Genomic DNA, 18,687 nt, shown 5'->3' with positions numbered 1-18,687 from the left:
GCTTAAACGCTGAGCGCGGCGCGCAGTTGCGCTTCAAGGCCGGCCGCGTCGAGTTCCTGGCCGATCAACACCAACCGCGTGATGCGCGCTTCATCGGCGCCCCAGGCGCGGTCGAAATGCTTGTCGAAACGCGTGCCCACGCCCTGAATCAGCAGGCGCATCGGCTTGTTCGGGATCGCCGCAAAACCTTTGACGCGCAAAATACCGTGCTGCACTACCAACTGCGCCAGCGCGTCGAGCAGCAAAGCTTCGTCGGCTTGCGGCAGGTCGATAGAGATAGAGTCGAAGGCGTCATGATCGTGGTCATGCTCGTCGCCGCCGTCGTGGTGGCTTTCATGGTGGCTATGGCGGCCGTCGATATGTTCTTCGGAGCCGGCGCCCAGGCCGATCAGCACGTCCAACGGCACGCGACCGCTGCTGGCTTCGATGATTTTAACGGCAGGCGGCAGCTCCTCGGCGACTTCCAGGCGCACGCGGGCCAAGTCTTCGGGGCTGATCAGGTCGGATTTATTCAAAATCACCAGGTCGGCGCTGGCCAGTTGGTCGGCGAACAGCTCGTGCAGTGGCGATTCGTGGTCAAGGTTCGGGTCGAGCTTGCGCTGCGCGTCGACCTGGTCCGGGAACGCGGCAAAGGTGCCGGCGGCCACGGCCGGGCTGTCGACCACGGTGATCACCGCGTCAACTGTGCAGGCACTGCGAATTTCCGGCCACTGGAAGGCTTGCACCAAGGGTTTTGGCAGCGCCAGGCCCGAGGTTTCGATCAGGATGTGGTCAAGGTCACCGCGACGCGCGACCAATTCGCGCATCACCGGGAAGAATTCTTCCTGAACGGTGCAGCACAGGCAGCCGTTGGCCAACTCATAGACGCGGCCGTTGGCTTCTTCTTCGGTACACCCGATGGAGCACTGCTTGAGGATTTCACCGTCGATGCCCAACTCACCGAACTCATTGACGATCACCGCGATACGACGGCCCTGGGCGTTGTCGAGCATGTGACGCAACAAGGTGGTTTTGCCCGAGCCGAGGAAGCCGGTAACGATGGTGACGGGGAGTTTAGCCAGTGTTTTCATCGGATGCCCTTTGGGGCGGGCATACGGGACGATAAGCCCTGCGGCAGCGCGCAGTAGCAGGTTTCGTCACCGGATCACCCCGCCCGGTTGAAGTAGAAAATCGGTGACGAGGCAGGTCTCCTGGCTTGGGGCGTGCGGGTCTTGCGACCGGCGCCGGCTGCGCCTTCCCGCCGGCATGGCAGTGGCGTGGCAGCAAGCTAAACCCTTCACAGTTGCGGGGGCAGCCGCGGCTTGAACCGCGTTCCCTTCTTAGCTTCGGCCTGGGCCGAAGAACCTCGAAGGTGCAAGGCTACAGGGGCTCGCTGCATTTGACTACCATCGCCCGCGCATGCTCTCCTACGCATCTTGTTTCGGGTGCCCTTCACAGGGTGAAACGGGAAACCGGTGACTCACGTGTGCATCACTCTGCTCTGAATGCTGTTGTGATGCTCTTGTGAAAAGTCCGGTGCTGCCCCCGCAACGGTAAGCGAGCGAAGCCTCACAGCCACTGTGCCCTCGGGTATGGGAAGGCGATGCTTTCAGGAGGTTCTTTAAAGAGCCGCCCCTCGCAAGCCCGGAGACCGGCCCGAAAAATTTCAGATAACAAACCCGCGGTGGGCGGGCGCTGTTTAAAATTCTGCGTGCCCGGCTCGCGGGTTTTTCATGCGCTCGTGTCACCCTGAAACCTGAAGGGACGCGCCATGTCGATCATCAGCAGCACCTCGCCCACCGCCAGCAGCACTGCCACCTTGAGCCAACGCCTGAGCGCCGCCATCGGCGCCTCGATTCTTGGCGCGTGCCTGGTGTATTTCGCCGGTTTCTCGCATATCGAGGCGGTGCACAACGCCGCCCACGATACCCGCCACAGCGCCGCGTTCCCGTGCCACTGAGGCCTGCCGAGATGATCAAGCGTATTGCCCAAACCGCAGGTTTCAGCGGCTTGCTCGCCGCCCTGCTGCTGACCCTGCTGCAAAGTTTTTGGGTGGCCCCGCTGATTTTGCAGGCGGAAACCTTCGAACACGCGCCGGCTGCCAGCGAAGTGGCGCATGTACATGCCGAGGGCGCCGCTGCCCACACTCACGACGCCCAGGCCTGGGAACCGGAAGACGGCTGGCAGCGCGTGCTGTCGACCACCGGCGGTAACCTGGTGGTTGCGGTGGGGTTTGCGCTGATGCTCGCCGGCCTGTACACGCTGCGCGCGCCAACCCGCACTGCACAAGGCTTGCTGTGGGGCCTGGCCGGTTACGCGACGTTTGTGCTGGCGCCCACGCTGGGCCTGCCGCCTGAGTTGCCGGGCACCGCCGCCGCCGACTTGGCGCAGCGTCAGATCTGGTGGATTGGCACGGCCGCGTCCACCGCTGCCGGTATCGCGCTGCTGGTGTTTGGTCGCAACTGGCTGCTGAAAGTGTTGGGCGTGGCGATTCTTGCGGTGCCACATCTGGTCGGCGCGCCGCAACCCGAGGTGCACGCAATGCTGGCGCCAGAAGCCCTGGAAGCGCAGTTCAAGATCGCCTCGCAGTTGACCAACGTGGCATTTTGGCTGGCGCTGGGTCTGATCAGCGCTTGGCTGTTCCGCCGCAACCGCGACGCGCATTACGCGGCATGAGCTTGATCGTTGGCCTGGGCTGCCAGCGCGGCTGTGATGTTCAGAGCCTGCTGGCGCTGTTCGACAGCGCGCTCGCCGAGGCCGGTATCGAACGCCGGCGCATCAGCGCACTGGCGAGTATCGAGCACAAACAGAATGAACCGGGGCTTCTCGCGCTGGCGCAGTGGCTGAACCTGCCGTTGCAGTGTTTCAGCACAGCGCAACTGGCCGTGTATGAACAGCGCCTGAGCCACAGGTCTGAGGTCGCCTTTGCACATACCGGCTGTTATGGCGTCGCCGAAAGTTCCGCGCTGGCCCTGGCCGAGCAGCTCTATGACGCGCCTGCGCGCTTGCTGATCACCCGCCAGAAAACCGCCCATGCCACCTTTGCATTAGCCTGCGCCGGTTAAAACCACAATAATCGCCCGCCTCGATCATGAGCAACCTTCATGCTCAGCGGCTTTTTCAACAGGAATTTCGCATGACCGTCTACTTTATCGGCGCAGGCCCCGGCGATCCGGAATTGATCACCGTCAAAGGCCAACGGCTGATCCGCAGCTGCCCGGTGATCATCTATGCCGGTTCGCTGGTGCCCGCTGCGGTATTGGAAGGCCATCATGCGCAACAGGTGGTCAACAGCGCCGAATTACACCTGGAACAGATTATCGAGTTGATCCAGACCGCGCATGCCAAGGGCCAGGACGTGGCGCGCGTGCACTCGGGCGACCCGAGCCTGTACGGGGCGATTGGCGAACAAATCCGTCATTTGCGCGAGCTGGGCATTGCGTTTCAGATCATTCCCGGCGTGACCGCCGTGGCCGCCTGCGCGGCGTTGCTGGAGACCGAACTGACCCTGCCGGACATCGCGCAAAGTGTGATTTTGACCCGCTATGCGGATAAAACCAGCATGCCGGCCGGTGAGGCTTTCGACAGTTTGGCGCGCCACGGCACGACCATGGCGATTCACTTGGGGGTCAACCATCTACACAAGATCGTTGCCGAGTTGCTGCCGCACTATGGCGCGGATTGCCCGATTGCCGTGGTGCACCGGGCGACCTGGCCGGATCAGGATTGGGCGCTGGGTACGCTGGCGGACATCACCGAGAAGGTCGCCGCCAAAGGCTTTCGGCGTACGGCGTTGATTGTGGTCGGTCGCGTGCTGACGAATGACAGCTTCAGCGAGTCGTCGCTGTACCGCGCAGGGCATGCGCACCTTTATAGACCGTGACGGTTGGCTCTAACAAAACCAACGCCTTCCACTCTAATCCTGCTTGTTAGATAAACGGTGCAAGTCATTGAATTTTAAGCATAAAAAACGGCGCTCACGGGCGCCGTTTCTTATGTTCGCAGTGAACGCCTTACTCAGTAGTAGGCGTTTTCTTTCTGCGTGTGGTCAGTCACGTCACGTACACCTTTGAGCTCGGGAATGCGCTCGAGCAAGGTGCGCTCGATGCCTTCGCGCAAGGTAACGTCGGCCTGGCCGCAGCCTTGGCAGCCGCCACCGAACTTCAGCACGGCGATGCCGTCTTCAACCACGTCGATCAAGCTGACCTGACCGCCGTGGCTGGCGAGCCCCGGGTTGATCTCGGTTTGCAGGTAGTAGTTGATGCGCTCGTTGACCGGGCTGTCGGCGTTGACGTTGGGCACCTTGGCGTTGGGCGCCTTGATGGTCAACTGGCCGCCCATGCGATCGGTGGCGTAGTCGACCACGGCGTCGTCGAGGAAGGCTTCGCTGAAGTTGTCGATGTACGCAGTGAAGCTTTTCAGCCCCAGCGCGGTGTCTTCAGGCTTTTCTTCACCGGGCTTGCAATAGGCGATGCAAGTCTCGGCATATTGGGTGCCGGGTTGGGTGATAAAGACGCGGATACCGATGCCTGGGGTGTTCTGCTTGGACAGCAGATCAGCCAGGTAATCGTGGGCGGCGTCGGTAATGGTTATGGCAGTCATGGAAACTCCTCACAGGCTTGACCGGAGTTTACGCCAAATTATTACGCAGGTACAAAGTCCTAGTGTTTTTGTCGGGATAGCGTTTGGAGGAGCGCTTGCAAGATCAACATCACACCAATCAAAAGCGGATTTTGCAGACACAGCAGACCGGCTTCGTGTGGGAGCGGGCTTGCTCGCGATTGCAGTGTGTCAGATAAATATTTTTCAACTGACACACCGCAATCGGGAGCAAGCCCCCTCCCACAAAAAGCGCCCTTGATCTGCTTCAACCACTCAGGTCGGCTTTCAGGCCGCCGTGCTCTTGCTTTTGATCTGAGAAGCGCCCCGTTAAACCACGCTGGCCGCACGCCGAGCCTAAGCGAGGCACCGAGTGGTGGGGCGAGGACCTTTTGGTTACTTTTGGCTGGGCCGGCTTCCGGTCCTTTCAAAAGTGACTCGCTGTAAAAGCGAAACCGATATAAGCCATAAACCCAATAACGGATATGTACGCAACTTAAAGAACCCCCCAAGCCAGCCCGATGCGCGACAGCGCTTACAAATTCTCATACCGGTTCATGTCCAACACGCCCTCTTCCACCGGCGTGGTTTCCCGAATGTACCCCGACAAATCATGGAAATATTGCCAAAACAACGGATGACTACGACGAATCCCCCAACGATCGACGATCTTTTCAAACCGCTGGGCATCCTTGGCATACTCCATCGCGTCCACAAACGCCGGCACTTCGTCTGCCGGAATATTGAACATAAAGTTCGGGTAGCTACTCAGCACCCCAGGGTAGATCGTCAACGTGTCCAGCCCCGGCTGATAGCGATAAGCCTCACCCAACAGGAACGCCACATTACTGTGCGCGCGGTTACGCAACAGGCTGTAGACCACACGTTTACCGCTGGACGTTTCGACGCGCAGCATCGTCGCTTCGGGCAACTGTTCAACCACCTTGAGCCCGGCCGCCGGGCGCGAGGTCAGGCGGCTCAACGCCTGCTCGGCATAGCGCAATGCCGGCTCAATCCCCGCGCGCGAACAATACGCGCCAGCGCAGCGATTGATCGGGTCCGGGCTGGCGTTCAAATAGCCATAACGCGCCAATAACTGGTTGGCAAAATCGCCTTTCGGGTGTTTTTCATCGAGGTGCAAGCCGCTCGGCGTGTCGTCATCGATCGCTTCATAGTCCAGCCACAGCTTGAGTTTGCCGCTGTTCTGGTACCAATCGTCGATAAAGGCGTCGCGCGTGTCGGCGGGCATCAAACGCAGGAAGTTCTGCTCGGCGCCGTTGCGGATCAGGTCGAAATACAGCCGCGTCTGGGCCTGGTGCGACACGTTGCCGAACACATCAAAGTTCACCGCCAGTTGGTAATAGGTGCGCTCCAGCAGCGGGTAGTCGAACAGCCACATCGTTTGCGGCACTTCGCCGATCAGCCCCTTGTTGACCGAAGCGCTGTCGAAGTGGCGAAAAATGCTCAGCAAGGCGTTGTCATTGCCCGCCCACAGCGTCGACCAGCTTGGCGGCGGCAGGTCTGCGTAGCTGTCACGGCGCAGCGCTTCGTACTGGTTGCGCTTGTCGCGATAGGCCAGCCACAGGCTGAGCACACTGCCCACGTCATCGTTTTGCCCCGGCATCGCCAGCAAGGGCGTGGCCTGGCCACGGTAACGCGCATCGGTGATGTACAAGTCGTGGTCCGGGTCCTGGAACAGGGTCCAGAAGTTGTCGCGGATCACGTCCGTGGCGATCTGCCCACGACACACCGGGCCGCGAATAAAGGTGCGTACGAAGTATTCGGCGTTATCGAGCATGAACTGGTAGCGCGCCTTGGCCGGAATCGCTTCGAAGGTCTCGAACGGGTTGGCCCGGTGCCCCGGCCCGTAACCTGGCAAGGCGCTGACCTGCCAGTCGCCGGCGTAGAACAGTTGCTTGATGCGCGCCATTTTCTCGGCACTGAACGGATACGTGATGTGGGTTTTATGCACAATCACGCCCTGCACCGGCCACAGGCGGTAATACACTTGGGTGCCCGGGTCATCGTTGGGGCGCCGCGTGGCGATCAGGTCAATCGGCTGCCCACTCGGCGTACGCGAGCGCACCCACTGGAAGAAATGCCCCGGCTCGCCGTTTTCGAAGTAGATGTGCGCCAAGTACAGATGTTCGTACAACCAGCGCGCCACCAGACTTTCACGGGCGCCTGGCTGGTTAAGCAGGTTTTCCCATTGCTGCACCTGCAAGGCTTCCTTGGCGCTTGGCGCGAGGCTTTGCGCGTCAATCGGCGCACCCGAGGCGAGCCAGCGTTGCAGGGTCTGGTATTGCTGGTCGGTGAGGCCGGTCACCGCCAGCGGCATGCCTTCCTTGGGGTGGGCGCCGGCGTAGGCGTTGAACTCAGCGGGCATCGCACACATATTCTCGCGGTTGAGGCCCAGCGCGATGTCAGCGGGCAACTTGGCATTCGGTTGCAGCGGTGCGTTATGGCCCAGCTCCAGCATGCGTGCCATTAACGCCGCCTGGCTGCCTTGGGCGTCGAGTACGGAATAGAAGCCTTTGCGCTGCCAGGCTTGCTTGTCGAACGCGTCATAGAACAATCGGGTGGTCGGCGCCGCCTCGCTGCGCTCACCGTCGTACACCGGGGTTTTGCTCGCGCCACGCGCCGCGCCTTCGGCACTGCCAAGGTTGAGTTGGCAGGCGGAGTCGTAACAGGCATGGCAGGCCACGCACTTTTCAGTGAAGATCGGCTGAATGTCGCGGGTATAGGAAATCGCCGCAGCGGCAGGATTGGCCGGTAACGTGCCAGCCTGAGCAGTACTGGCGACCAAGGCCAGGACGGTGCTGACGATAAGACGAAATGACATGTACCCGGTCCCGATTCAATGCGTGCGGTGTAAAAGTGGCGAGGATTCTACCGGGCCTTTGCCACCACCAACATGAACGATATTCATGTAAAACCCTGCATGCTCAAAATCGGCACAGGTTTGCTATGATTCACGCCCTCCGTAATGCCTGACCAGAGTAGTCCCATGTCCGATCGTAGCGCTCGTCTGCACGCCCTTCACCAAGCCCTCAAGGAACGCATCCTGATCCTCGACGGCGGTATGGGCACGATGATCCAGAGCTACAAGCTGGAGGAGCAGGACTACCGTGGCAAACGTTTCGCCGACTGGCCGAGCGACGTCAAGGGTAACAACGACCTGCTGGTGCTGACCCGCCCGGACGTGATCGGCGGCATCGAGAAGGCTTACCTGGACGCCGGCGCCGACATCCTCGAAACCAACACCTTCAACGCCACGCGCATTTCCATGGCCGATTACGGCATGGAAGCACTGGCCTACGAATTGAACGTCGAAGGCGCCCGCCTGGCGCGCAAAATCGCCGACGCCAAGACCCTCGAGAACCCCGACAAACCGCGCTTTGTTGCCGGTGTGCTCGGTCCGACCAGCCGCACTTGCTCGCTGTCGCCCGACGTGAACAACCCTGGCTACCGCAACGTGACCTTTGATGAGCTGGTGGAAAACTACACCGAGGCCACCAAAGGCCTGATCGAGGGCGGCGCCGACCTGATCCTGATCGAAACCATCTTCGACACCCTCAACGCCAAGGCTGCGATCTTCGCCGTGCAAGGTGTGTTCGAGGAACTGCATGTCGAGCTGCCGATCATGATTTCGGGCACCATCACCGATGCGTCCGGCCGTACCCTGTCGGGCCAGACCACCGAGGCGTTCTGGAACTCCGTCAGCCACGCCAAGCCGATCTCCGTAGGCCTCAACTGCGCGTTGGGCGCCAGCGAGCTGCGCCCGTACCTGGAAGAGTTGTCGAACAAGGCCAATACCCACGTGTCGGCGCACCCGAACGCCGGCCTGCCGAATGAATTCGGCGAGTACGACGAGTTGCCGTCGGAAACCGCCAAGGTCATCGAAGAATTCGCCCAAAGCGGCTTTTTGAACATTGTTGGCGGCTGCTGCGGCACCACGCCGGGCCATATCGAAGCCATCGCCAAGGCTGTGGCCGGGTATGCGCCGCGCGCGATTCCGGACATCCCCAAGGCCTGCCGCTTGTCGGGCCTTGAGCCGTTCACGATTGATCGCAGCTCGTTGTTCGTCAACGTCGGCGAGCGCACCAACATCACCGGCTCCGCGCGTTTTGCCCGCCTGATCCGTGAAGACAACTACACCGAAGCGCTGGAAGTGGCGCTGCAACAGGTGGAGGCCGGCGCGCAGATAATCGACATCAACATGGACGAAGGCATGTTGGATTCGAAGAAGGCCATGGTGACCTTCCTCAATCTGATTGCCGGCGAACCGGACATCTCGCGCGTGCCGATCATGATCGACTCCTCGAAGTGGGAAGTCATCGAGGCCGGGCTCAAGTGCATTCAGGGCAAGGGCATCGTCAACTCGATCAGCATGAAGGAAGGCGTCGAGCAGTTCATTCACCACGCCAAGCTGTGCAAGCGCTACGGCGCGGCGGTGGTGGTGATGGCGTTCGACGAAGCCGGCCAGGCCGACAACGAAGCGCGCAAAAAAGAGATCTGCAAACGCTCCTACGACATCCTGGTGAATGAGGTGGGCTTCCCGCCGGAAGACATCATCTTCGACCCGAACATCTTCGCGGTCGCCACCGGTATCGAAGAACACAACAACTATGCCGTCGACTTCATTAATGCCTGCGCCTACATCCGCGACGAGCTGCCGTACGCGCTGACCTCGGGTGGCGTGTCCAACGTGTCGTTCTCGTTCCGTGGCAACAACCCGGTGCGTGAGGCGATTCACTCGGTGTTCCTGCTGTATGCGATCCGCAACGGCCTGACCATGGGCATCGTCAACGCCGGCCAGTTGGAGATCTACGACCAGATCCCGGCCGAACTGCGTGACGCCGTGGAAGATGTGGTGCTTAACCGCACGCCGGAAGGCACCGACGCCCTGCTCGCCATCGCCGACAAGTACAAGGGCGACGGCAGCGTAAAAGAAGCCGAGACCGAAGAATGGCGCGGCTGGCCGGTGAACAAGCGCCTCGAACACGCGCTGGTCAAGGGCATCACCACGCATATCGTTGAAGACACCGAGGAATCGCGGCAGTCGTTCGCGCGCCCGATCGAGGTGATCGAAGGCCCGCTGATGTCCGGCATGAACATCGTTGGCGACCTGTTCGGCGCCGGCAAAATGTTCTTGCCGCAGGTGGTTAAATCCGCCCGTGTGATGAAGCAGGCCGTGGCCCACTTGATCCCGTTTATCGAGCTGGAAAAAGGCGACAAGCCCGAAGCCAAGGGCAAGATCCTGATGGCCACGGTGAAGGGCGACGTGCATGACATCGGCAAGAATATTGTCGGCGTGGTGCTGGGTTGCAACGGCTACGACATTGTCGATTTGGGCGTGATGGTGCCGACCGAAAAAATCCTGCAGGTGGCCAAGGAACAGAAGTGCGACATTATCGGGCTGTCCGGCCTGATCACGCCGTCACTGGACGAGATGGTCCACGTAGCGCGCGAGATGCAGCGCCAGGACTTCCACTTGCCGCTGATGATCGGCGGCGCGACCACCTCCAAGGCGCACACAGCGGTAAAAATCGAACCGAAGTACAGCAATGACGCGGTGATCTACGTGACCGACGCCTCGCGTGCGGTGGGCGTGGCGACGCAGTTGCTGTCCAAGGAATTGAAGGCCGGTTTTGTCGAGAAAACCCGCCTGGAATATATCGATGTGCGCGAGCGCACAGCCAACCGCAGCGCGCGCACCGAGCGCCTGAGCTACCCGGTGGCAATCGCCAAGAAGCCACAGTTCGACTGGAGCACTTACACGCCGGTCAAGCCGACCTTTACCGGTAGCAAGGTGCTCGACAATATCGACCTCAAGGTGCTGGCCGAGTACATCGACTGGACGCCGTTTTTTATCTCGTGGGACCTGGCTGGCAAGTACCCGCGCATTCTCAGCGATGAAGTGGTCGGTGAAGCCGCCAGCGCGCTCTACGCTGACGCCCAGGAAATGCTCGCCAAGCTGATCGACGAGAAACTCATCAGTGCCCGCGCAGTGTTCGGTTTCTGGCCGACCAACCAGGTGCAGGACGACGACCTGGAAGTGTACGGCGATGATGGCCAGCCGATTGCCAGGCTGCATCACCTGCGCCAGCAAATCATCAAGACCGACGGCAAGCCGAACTTTTCGCTGGCCGACTTCGTGGCGCCCAAAGACAGCGGCGTGACCGACTACATCGGTGGTTTTATCACCACCGCTGGCATCGGCGCCGAAGAAGTCGCCAAGGCCTACCAGGACGCGGGCGACGACTACAACTCGATCATGGTCAAAGCCCTCGCCGACCGCCTCGCCGAAGCCTGCGCCGAGTGGCTGCACCAGCAAGTGCGTAAAGAACACTGGGGTTACGCCAAAGATGAAGTGCTGGATAACGAAGCACTGATCAAAGAGCAATACAGCGGCATCCGCCCTGCCCCCGGCTACCCGGCGTGCCCCGACCACACCGAGAAAGCCCAGTTGTTCCAACTGCTCGACCCACAGGCGCGGGAGATGCACGCAGGCCGCAGCGGCGTGTTCCTCACCGAGCATTACGCGATGTTCCCGGCGGCGGCGGTCAGCGGCTGGTACTTCGCCCACCCGCAGGCGCAGTACTTTGCCGTGGGCAAGGTCGACAAGGACCAAGTCCACAGCTACACCGCACGCAAGGGCCAGGAATTGAGCGTCACCGAGCGTTGGCTGGCGCCCAACCTTGGGTATGACAACTAAGCACTGCCCCCATACCCGTACAAACATACCGTGCGGGTATTGGCGCCTGATGCACTACTGACGCGAAGACGGCCCAGGTTGCGGCGATGCAGGCCGCGGCGCCGGCGTCTCGACCGCGCCGGTCGTCAGTTGCAGCACCTCGTTACGCGACAGCTCAATCAGCTTCTGCGCGCGTGCGCTGCCCAGCTCAATCTCCAACAGGTTCAACGCCACTTCGTAGCGTTCCTGACTGTCGGTGCCCGGCTCCCTGGCGCTGTGTTCATCTTCCAGCGCGTCCTGACGCGCCAGCGCGTTAGCCTCAAGCGCATCGAACGCCTCGGTGTAGCGCTGGCGCAGGTAATTAAGCCAGTAATCACGGGCAATCAGGCTTTCATAAAACGTGTCGGACGCTTCTGCGGCGAGCACCAGGGCGCGCGCGTCAATCAACCTTTGCCCGCTGATCGGCGTCCCGAACGCCATATGCGTGGGTTGCCCCGGCAGCGCCAGCCCGTCAGGCCAGCCGTGGGTCATGCCGATCCGGTACTGCAAGCGCACTTCGGCCCGGTCCAGGTTTTGCGCGCGCGACTCGGCCAATGTATCGATCTGGTCCAGGCGAAATAATTGCCGCGACAGCGCCAACAAGCGCTGGCCCCGAAGCCTCAGGTTGCGAACCGGAACGTCACGTAGCGCATTCTCCTCGAACACCAGCACCTCCATCGCGCTGAACGTGAGGGTGCGCCCGTCGATACAGGTGTTGTGGGTTTGCGAAGCGATGAACAACAGCTCACGCTGGTGCGCATCGCCGGCGGCGGCCTCGATCACCACCCATACCCGCCGCGTCAGGTCCACACGGGTGAAGCGGAACTCCTGGGTATCGCGCAGTTGCGAAAGCAAATGAAAGAACGGCGCGTGGCCTGGCGCTTGTGTCAATTGCAGCCACAATTGCCGCCTGGACGCGGCCAGCGCTTGCGGTGTGTTCTGCAGCCAGGCGGCCAGCACCGGCTCGCCCGCTTCCCCCGCCGGGTCAAGGATGATTTCCAAAGGCTGGTAGCCATCATCATCGTCGCCTGAGTCGCCGTCGGAATCAGAGCCAGAGGTGTTTTCAGAGCCCGTTCCCGCATCGGAGTCACTCTCAAGCTCAGTAATCCTTGAGTCTATCTCGTGCCGCGTCAGCCCCATGACAGCCCCACTTTGATGGGCGTCGCTGTAGCTGCGCAGTTGTTCAAAACTGGTGAGTGAGAGCTGATGGTTGTCGGACAGGTCGGTGCCCGCGACCAACCCTTCGCGGTTGCCAGCCAGTAAACGCTGGGGGAACGTCGTGAGGGCGTTGCCACTGAGGTTCAACGTCCGCAAAGCGCTGGCTTCCAGTGCGCCGTCGGGCCAATCGGTAATAGCGTTGTAGCTGAGTTCCAAGGTGTCGAGTCGGCTGAAAGCGCGCGTGCTGAACGTATTCAGGTTGTTATGACTCAGGTCCAGCCAGCGCAAGGGTGCAGCACTGAGTTGACGATACAGTGGCTCGGGATCGGTCAGCGCATTGGCCGCCAGCTCCAGTCGCTCCAGCTGGTGCATGCGCTCAACCGCCACCGGTAGCTCGGTCAGTTCGTTCCCGCTCAAGACCAGCCTGCGCAGTTGCGCGAAGCTGTTGAGGAAGCCGTTGGCGCTTTGCCCCGAGCAGCGCACGCCGGTCAAATCCAGCGTTCGGACATGCGCAAACTGAAGGGTCAATTCAGGCAGGTTGTCGCTTTGCAGGCCGTGCAGGCTCAGCTCAGCGGCCGGGTCGGCGGCCAGGCCGCGTTGCCAGCACTCACTGACCTTGACCGCAACGAGCCGGCGTTCTTCAGCCGCCGCGCTCACGTCAGTTGCGCGTAGTTGGGCGGTATACAGCCAGCCGTTAAGCTCGCGCACCAGGGTTTCGTACGCCTGGCGCCATGCGCTCAGTTGCGCGTCTATGTGCGAGTCACTCATTGCGCCTTCGCGCAGTTGCTCAAGCCGCTGCAGGGCCTGCTCATCGGTCAACGTCGGGCTCAGTTGCTGCAAACGCTCGACAAACCCGGCAGCCCCTTCGAGGCCAACGGTTTGCCGCGGCAATGGCAACAAATAACGCGCCATCGACCAGCCGGTTTCCTGCGGTGGAAAGACGCTCGGCACGGCTTCCTGTTCAAACCGGCCCAAGGCGCCCTCGGGCAGGCCACGCGCAGTTTCGACGCGCTGGCGCGCCGACTTCAGCCCCGCCTCGCCCGCCGCATCCAAGCGGTTACCGACCAGGTTAGCCTTCAACAGCGCCTCATCGTTAGTCAGCACGTGTGGGGGCAATGCGCGCAACTGATTGTCGCGCAAGTCGAGCCAGGCCAACTGCGGCAAGTTTTCCGCGCCTGCCGGCCAGGCCTGCAAGTCCGTCGCGCGCATGTTCAGCGCTTTGAGTTGCGTCAACCCGCTGACATCCAGGCCACTGAGCGGGTTGCCGCTTAGATCCAGCAGTTCGAGGCTGCCGAGCCCGCTCAGTTGCGCCTGAACCACTGGCGTGACCACCAGGCGATTATTCGACAGGTCGAGCCGCGTCAAAGCGGGGAGATCACCTGGACCAACAGGCATTTCAGTCAAGCCCTGACCGCTGATCTCCAGCGTTTGCGCGCCCTTGAACGCGCGCAAAAAACTGCGCGTCTGCTCAATAGACTCACCTGGCCAGCCGAGGCGCAAGGTGCGCACATGGGAAAAACTTCCGGCCGGCAGTTGCGGCAGTTCTACACTTTCCACAGCCTGCACCGGGGCGGTCAATTGATACTCCGGTGATGGCAATTCGAACGCCGACACATCACCTATCAATCCATAGCGCTGGGCCACCGCTGCGCGCCAACTGGTCTCGAGGGCGCTGATCACCTCGGCATTTGCGCCCGTTTGCCATGGCAACGCGCGTAGCCTGAAACGCGCCCCGGTGTTTGCATTCGGGTAATAGAACCTGTCGAAAAGCCCGCGGTACTCAGTGCCAAGGGCCTCAACAGCGGCAAACCGGGTTTCAGGCGTGTCCCAGGTCGTCATTAAGTTTTCGTGCAGAGCAGTAGTCGTACGGGAGAGGTTCATCAGGGACTGCAACTCGCCCCTGGCGTACCCGCTGACCATCTCTTGCAGGTCGGCAAGATGCCCGCGCTCGCCCCGATAGTTTTTGACGTACTCATACGCAGGCTTGAACGCCTCGCGGGGCAAATTTGACCAGTCGAGCGAGAGCCCGGCCCAGAGATTTTCATGCCCCGAATACAGCGTTTCAGGGAGTGCACGAATACTCGTATTGACCAGGTCCAGGCGTTCCAACCGCGCAAGGTTCTCGACATACGCAGGCCATTGCGACAGCGTACTGGTGGCATTGAAGCGCAGTCTTTTCAACTGTTGCAACGCTGACAAATCAAGGCTATTGAGCAGTGCCGACGGCGTAAACCCGCTGCATTTGATGGTCAACTCCTCCAGCGCCGTCAATGCATTGAGCCGTGAGGAAAAGTCTGTCGCCAACGACGACGAATCCACCTTCAACGTCAGGCTCTTGAGTTTGGTCATCGCCTCCACGGCCCGTGGCAGCGTCGTCAAAGACGGCTTGGCAAATATCAAGGGGTCCCATACACGGCCGTTTTCGCCGATCGACAGGGTTTCCACATTGGGAAACCGCGCAAGAAAACCATCGGCATTCAGATCGTTGAGTCCGCGTCCGCCCACCGACAATTCGCGAATATGTGAAAAATCAACCCCAAGCGGTGGTGGCGCTTCGTTCATCACAATCGAAAAACGCGCAACGCTGCTACCCGCTGCGGCTAAAGGCGAGCGTCGCCATAACGCTTTGAATAACTGCGCGACTTGAACTCTATGCTGATACGCCGAATTGTCGGGGGCTGCACTCCATGGCTCAAGCGCCAGCGCTGGGCGGCCGACCCATTGGTCGAGTGTCGACGCCAGCGTTGTGTACTCACGCTCACGGTTCTGCAGCAGGTTGAATATCTCCTTGTCGCTTTTACCGGCCTGCGACAACTGGCGAATAAAGCCATCGGCCTGCGCGTCAGTCAGTTCCGGGTAGATCGCGCGCGCCCGAGCTGAGAGGTTCAACTTCAGGCCGGGGGCACGGCCACTGGCGTAATAACCAAGCAACTTGCCGTTGACCCGCACGGGCGGCCTGAACCATTGGCTCTGCGGCGCCAATAGCTGCGCCGCTTCACTGCGGTAATCGTCGGCAACGTCGATGATTTTCTGTTTCAACTGAGCATGTTGACTGACCTGCGGCACACCCAGGCCCTGCCGGGCGTTATCGGGCATGGCATGCATCAGCGAAATATAGAAATTATCGCCCTCCATGCGCACGCTGTTGAGGGCCTCGCTGCGCTCGTCAAATGCCTGAAAGCTCGGGCCTTTTTTGACCAGGTACTTTTTCTCCGGCGCGGTCTCGCTGCCGATGCTGTCAAGCAGCGGGCCACGGGTACTGCCGTCGCGCACTTCCAGGCGCAAGGTCTGCGGCCAACCCGGCAGTTTTTCCAGGGTGTGCAACGCCAGCCGGCGGCTGTCTGCCGAGGCGATATTGTCACTGCGCAAACCGGCATAGGCTCGCGCTTGACGCCCTTGCCGCGTATACCAGCGGGCCTCTTCCAGCAAGTTCAGCGGCACCCGGCGAGTGCCGTGCAGTTGCTTGAGGTCATCGGCAGCCGCATGCGCCAGCACCTCCTCGGCCGCCGACTCGCTGAGCCCAGGGCAGGTGCGCTGCAATAGCTGCACATAGCGGTCAAGCTTTTCGGTGCCCTGGTAGATGCTGTCGAAAATCGCCGGTTTGCGGGTCCGCGCGTAATCCGTGATGCGCTTGCCGAACGCCTGCGCCCTGGCGTCATGCAGGCGCGCGTCGCGCTCACCGAGCAGCCCGATGATCTCGGCCTCGTCCAGGCTGGCGAGGATGCGCGCGGGCAATTCACCACTCAATATATCGGCGCGGCTGACCTTGATCGACGGCTTGGCCGCGACCTCACGAAACAGGCGTTCGGAACCATATTTGACGGACTCTCCCAACAGCCCCGGCCCTTTGTACACCTCAAGCACGCGGTTGGCAGGCCAGCGCGGCATTTCCGCCACCAGTGGCAACACATACAAATACCGCTCATCAATCGGCTGCGTGCCGCGCAGTTGTTCAATCACTTGGCCTGCGCCCAAATCTGCGCGAAAGATCCGCAAGGCGTCCGCCAGTTCGGGCGGTGGCGCGGCATGATCCATGTGCATTTTGCGCAGGGCGTTGTCGCTGACCCCGCTGACATCCGCGACCTTGATCAGCTCAACGTCGGAAAAAGCCTCGGTCACGTGGCCCATGCGCCGTAGCAGGGTCAAACGGTCCCATTCCAGCGGGCGCTCAAGGCTGTGCCGCCAGGCGCCCTGGCCATTACTGTCGAGCAGCGGTTGGTAGGCGCCGGCATCCGCTGGATGCACGATGCGCCACTTTTTGATCGACTCGTCGAAGGTTTTTTCGTAGACCCTGGTGCCTTGGCGAATACACGTCTTGCCGTCGACCAGGTGTTGCCCCAAGGCATTCGGGCCTGAACTTTTGGCCAGCGAAACCGAGCTTTCATACGGCCCCAGGTCGGGCCGCCACAGGCGCATCTCGCCATTGGGCAACGTTACCGGGCTGAGGCTCTCAAGCAGCGGCTCAGGCTTGACCGCCCTGAACCTGCTGACGCCGGCACCTACTGCCGCCATCACTGCAATTTGCGCGAGATTCTCTGCCACATCGACCAGATGTTCCTTGGCGGCACGCTTGTCGCCCTCGGCCCATTCGATCGACCCTTCAAGGGTTTCGTAAAGCAGTTGCCCGGCCATCACCGTCAGCATGATCTCGCCCAACACCGGCACAAACATGGACACCGCGTTCAGCGCCAGCATGCCGATTTCCAGCAGATGCGCCAGCTTGGCCTCACGCGCCTTCACATCCACGTCTTCGGTGGGCACCGCGTGACTGCGCGCATCGGCCAAGACCTTGTCGCGGTTCTGCTCGTAAAGGTAGGTCCACGGGTCGACGTTATCAGCCCAGATGCCCGCGCCTTTGCGGGTAACGGTCGAGGCCGCAATGTAGGGGTCGGGTTCCGGCTCCATGTTGGCCGCAGGCTCAGGCGGCAACGGCCCCAGACGGGTAATGTTCGATACGCCGCTGAGAACCTCAATGACTGTGCGCCAGGGAGACGTCAGCGGGCCACTCGGTGAGTCGGCGGTTTTTTTGCTGAACTGACTGAAATAGTAAGGGCGATGATGGTAGGGCACGAACTGACTGTAAAACCGCTGGTACTCGGTCGGGCCGGGATCAGTCGGCGCCAGGCTGCCTCTGGCGGTAAACAGCCGCTTGAATTCGTCACGCATCTGCGACGAGGTATAGCGCTTGAGCGGATGGGCGCGGTCATGCGGGATATACAGAATCACCTCGTCGCTATAGCGGTACTTTTCACAGATTACGAAGGCCATACAGCCGATCATTCTTTTTTTCATCAAGCCCATGTCTTTGAACCAGACCTGCTTGTCGCCCATCCAGGGATGAATCTCGCCGTTGATCACCGACACAATCATGGCGTAGTCCGCAGGCTCGATGTCGCGGGTCAACAGCGCCTGTTCGGCGGCCGCGCGCATGGCGGTTTTCTGGCTGGCGGTAAAGTGCCGGCGCAGGGTGGCTTCAGCCACCGCATCGGCCGGATGAAAAAACGACTGCAGGTAGGCCTGATACTTCGCGCCCAGATCCAGGCGGCGACACACGGTTAAAAACTGGCTGACGCTGAGGTTCACGCTGACCGACCGGAACGTGTCGGGCTCGGCACCTGCCACGGTGAAACCGGATGAACTGTGATAAGCACCGGCTTCACATTCCGCTGCTTCAAAGTTATGCAAAGCGGCCTGCAGCATTGGCAGCGCGAGGACTTTGTACGACGCCGCCTCCACGTCCAAAATGCTCACCGTCAGCGCGCGCTTGAGGCGTAAAAAGGTCTGGTTGACGTCCACCTCTACGCTGAAACGCTCCTTCAGTTCCTTAAGCAATAGCGGTTCGGCGAACGCATCAATGTCCAGCAGCGTCGACAGGGTTTTATCCAGTCGGTTCTGAGCCGTGGCGCTGGCTTTGAAGCTCGCATCGACTGCCTTGCGCTGCGCAGGCGAGGCATTTTTGTACCAGCCCGGCAACACCGGGGCGGCCTGTTTAATCGCCGACCTTCTAGCCGGAGTGGCGTCAACCAGCCATTGCGGAACGGCGCTTTCGAGGAAGTCGCCGTGAATACTCAAGGTCGCAGCGGGTGGTTTACTGCGGGTGGAACGGGGGGATAAATCGGACATGCTGTCACTCCTGTGAGGTTGAGTGACAGCACACCACCGGCCCGCACCAGGCCGGTGGTGCATAGCTACGACGCGCGCGGCAAGCCCAGCCA

The 18,687-nt window shown here is 61.0% G+C and carries 9 protein-coding genes and 2 riboswitches; of the genes, 5 read left to right on the top strand and 4 right to left on the bottom strand.

Annotated features, from left to right (window positions below; genetic code table 11):
• Window positions 1–2 precede the first annotated feature (2 nt).
• Window positions 3–1,070, bottom strand: a complete 1,068-nt coding sequence (gene cobW, locus AO240_RS18430) for a cobalamin biosynthesis protein CobW (RefSeq protein WP_099238124.1) — start codon at window positions 1,068–1,070, stop codon at window positions 3–5.
• A 92-nt stretch (window positions 1,071–1,162) separates the two neighbouring features.
• A riboswitch (cobalamin riboswitch) is annotated at window positions 1,163–1,363 on the bottom strand.
• 42 nt (window positions 1,364–1,405) lie between these two features.
• A riboswitch (cobalamin riboswitch) is annotated at window positions 1,406–1,654 on the top strand.
• A 96-nt stretch (window positions 1,655–1,750) separates the two neighbouring features.
• On the opposite strand from cobW, the gene AO240_RS18425 reads away from it, so the two are divergent.
• The 4 genes from AO240_RS18425 (at window position 1,751) to cobM (ending at window position 3,862) form a co-directional block, all read left to right on the top strand.
• Window positions 1,751–1,939 carry a CbtB-domain containing protein gene (locus tag AO240_RS18425; RefSeq protein ID WP_099238122.1) on the top strand — a complete coding sequence of 63 codons (189 nt, stop codon included), beginning with the start codon at window positions 1,751–1,753 and terminating at the stop codon, window positions 1,937–1,939.
• An 11-nt stretch (window positions 1,940–1,950) separates the two neighbouring features.
• Window positions 1,951–2,655: a CbtA family protein gene (locus AO240_RS18420; RefSeq protein WP_099238120.1), complete on the top strand. Its 705-nt coding sequence runs from the start codon at window positions 1,951–1,953 to the stop codon at window positions 2,653–2,655.
• On the top strand, window positions 2,652–3,044 hold the full coding sequence (locus AO240_RS18415; protein ID WP_099238118.1) for a cobalamin biosynthesis protein: 393 nt from the start codon (window positions 2,652–2,654) through the stop codon (window positions 3,042–3,044). Before AO240_RS18420 ends, AO240_RS18415 begins: the two co-directional genes overlap by 4 nt.
• A gap of 71 nt (window positions 3,045–3,115) precedes the next feature.
• On the top strand, window positions 3,116–3,862 hold the full coding sequence (cobM, locus tag AO240_RS18410; RefSeq protein ID WP_099238116.1) for a precorrin-4 C(11)-methyltransferase: 747 nt from the start codon (window positions 3,116–3,118) through the stop codon (window positions 3,860–3,862).
• Between the two features lie 134 nt (window positions 3,863–3,996).
• On the opposite strand, the gene nfuA is transcribed toward cobM, so the two are convergent.
• Both nfuA and AO240_RS18400 read right to left on the bottom strand, forming a co-directional pair.
• On the bottom strand, window positions 3,997–4,581 hold the full coding sequence (gene nfuA / locus AO240_RS18405; RefSeq protein ID WP_017136914.1) for a Fe-S biogenesis protein NfuA: 585 nt from the start codon (window positions 4,579–4,581) through the stop codon (window positions 3,997–3,999).
• 532 nt (window positions 4,582–5,113) lie between these two features.
• A complete protein-coding gene (locus AO240_RS18400) occupies window positions 5,114–7,420 on the bottom strand; it encodes a fatty acid cis/trans isomerase (RefSeq protein WP_099238114.1) in 2,307 nt (768 codons plus the stop codon).
• 165 nt (window positions 7,421–7,585) lie between these two features.
• On the opposite strand from AO240_RS18400, the gene metH reads away from it, so the two are divergent.
• Entirely contained in the window at window positions 7,586–11,296 is a 3,711-nt protein-coding gene (gene metH, locus AO240_RS18395; protein ID WP_099238112.1) for a methionine synthase, read from the top strand.
• Between the two features lie 54 nt (window positions 11,297–11,350).
• Here the strand turns inward: metH and AO240_RS18390 are convergent, their stop codons facing one another.
• Window positions 11,351–18,595, bottom strand: coding sequence for an NEL-type E3 ubiquitin ligase domain-containing protein (locus tag AO240_RS18390; protein ID WP_099238110.1), 7,245 nt, complete (start codon window positions 18,593–18,595; stop codon window positions 11,351–11,353).
• Window positions 18,596–18,687: the final 92 nt, after the last annotated feature.

The sequence above is a fragment of the Pseudomonas sp. ICMP 460 genome, assembly GCF_002723595.1.
Taxonomy (GTDB): Bacteria; Pseudomonadota; Gammaproteobacteria; order Pseudomonadales; family Pseudomonadaceae; genus Aquipseudomonas; species Aquipseudomonas kitaguniensis.
Note: the sequence above shows the minus strand (reverse complement) of the source record. Positions and strands in the feature narration are given on the sequence as shown.

Bases quoted from the DNA above. Each gene is read 5' to 3' on its own strand.
- cobW (WP_099238124.1), bottom strand. From the start codon at position 1,070: ATGAAAACACTGGCTAAACTCCCCGTCACCATCGTTACCGGCTTCCTC.
- AO240_RS18425 (WP_099238122.1), top strand. From the start codon at position 1,751: ATGTCGATCATCAGCAGCACCTCGCCCACCGCCAGCAGCACTGCCACC.
- AO240_RS18420 (WP_099238120.1), top strand. From the start codon at position 1,951: ATGATCAAGCGTATTGCCCAAACCGCAGGTTTCAGCGGCTTGCTCGCC.
- AO240_RS18415 (WP_099238118.1), top strand. From the start codon at position 2,652: ATGAGCTTGATCGTTGGCCTGGGCTGCCAGCGCGGCTGTGATGTTCAG.
- cobM (WP_099238116.1), top strand. From the start codon at position 3,116: ATGACCGTCTACTTTATCGGCGCAGGCCCCGGCGATCCGGAATTGATC.
- nfuA (WP_017136914.1), bottom strand. From the start codon at position 4,581: ATGACTGCCATAACCATTACCGACGCCGCCCACGATTACCTGGCTGAT.
- AO240_RS18400 (WP_099238114.1), bottom strand. From the start codon at position 7,420: ATGTCATTTCGTCTTATCGTCAGCACCGTCCTGGCCTTGGTCGCCAGT.
- metH (WP_099238112.1), top strand. From the start codon at position 7,586: ATGTCCGATCGTAGCGCTCGTCTGCACGCCCTTCACCAAGCCCTCAAG.
- AO240_RS18390 (WP_099238110.1), bottom strand. From the start codon at position 18,595: ATGTCCGATTTATCCCCCCGTTCCACCCGCAGTAAACCACCCGCTGCG.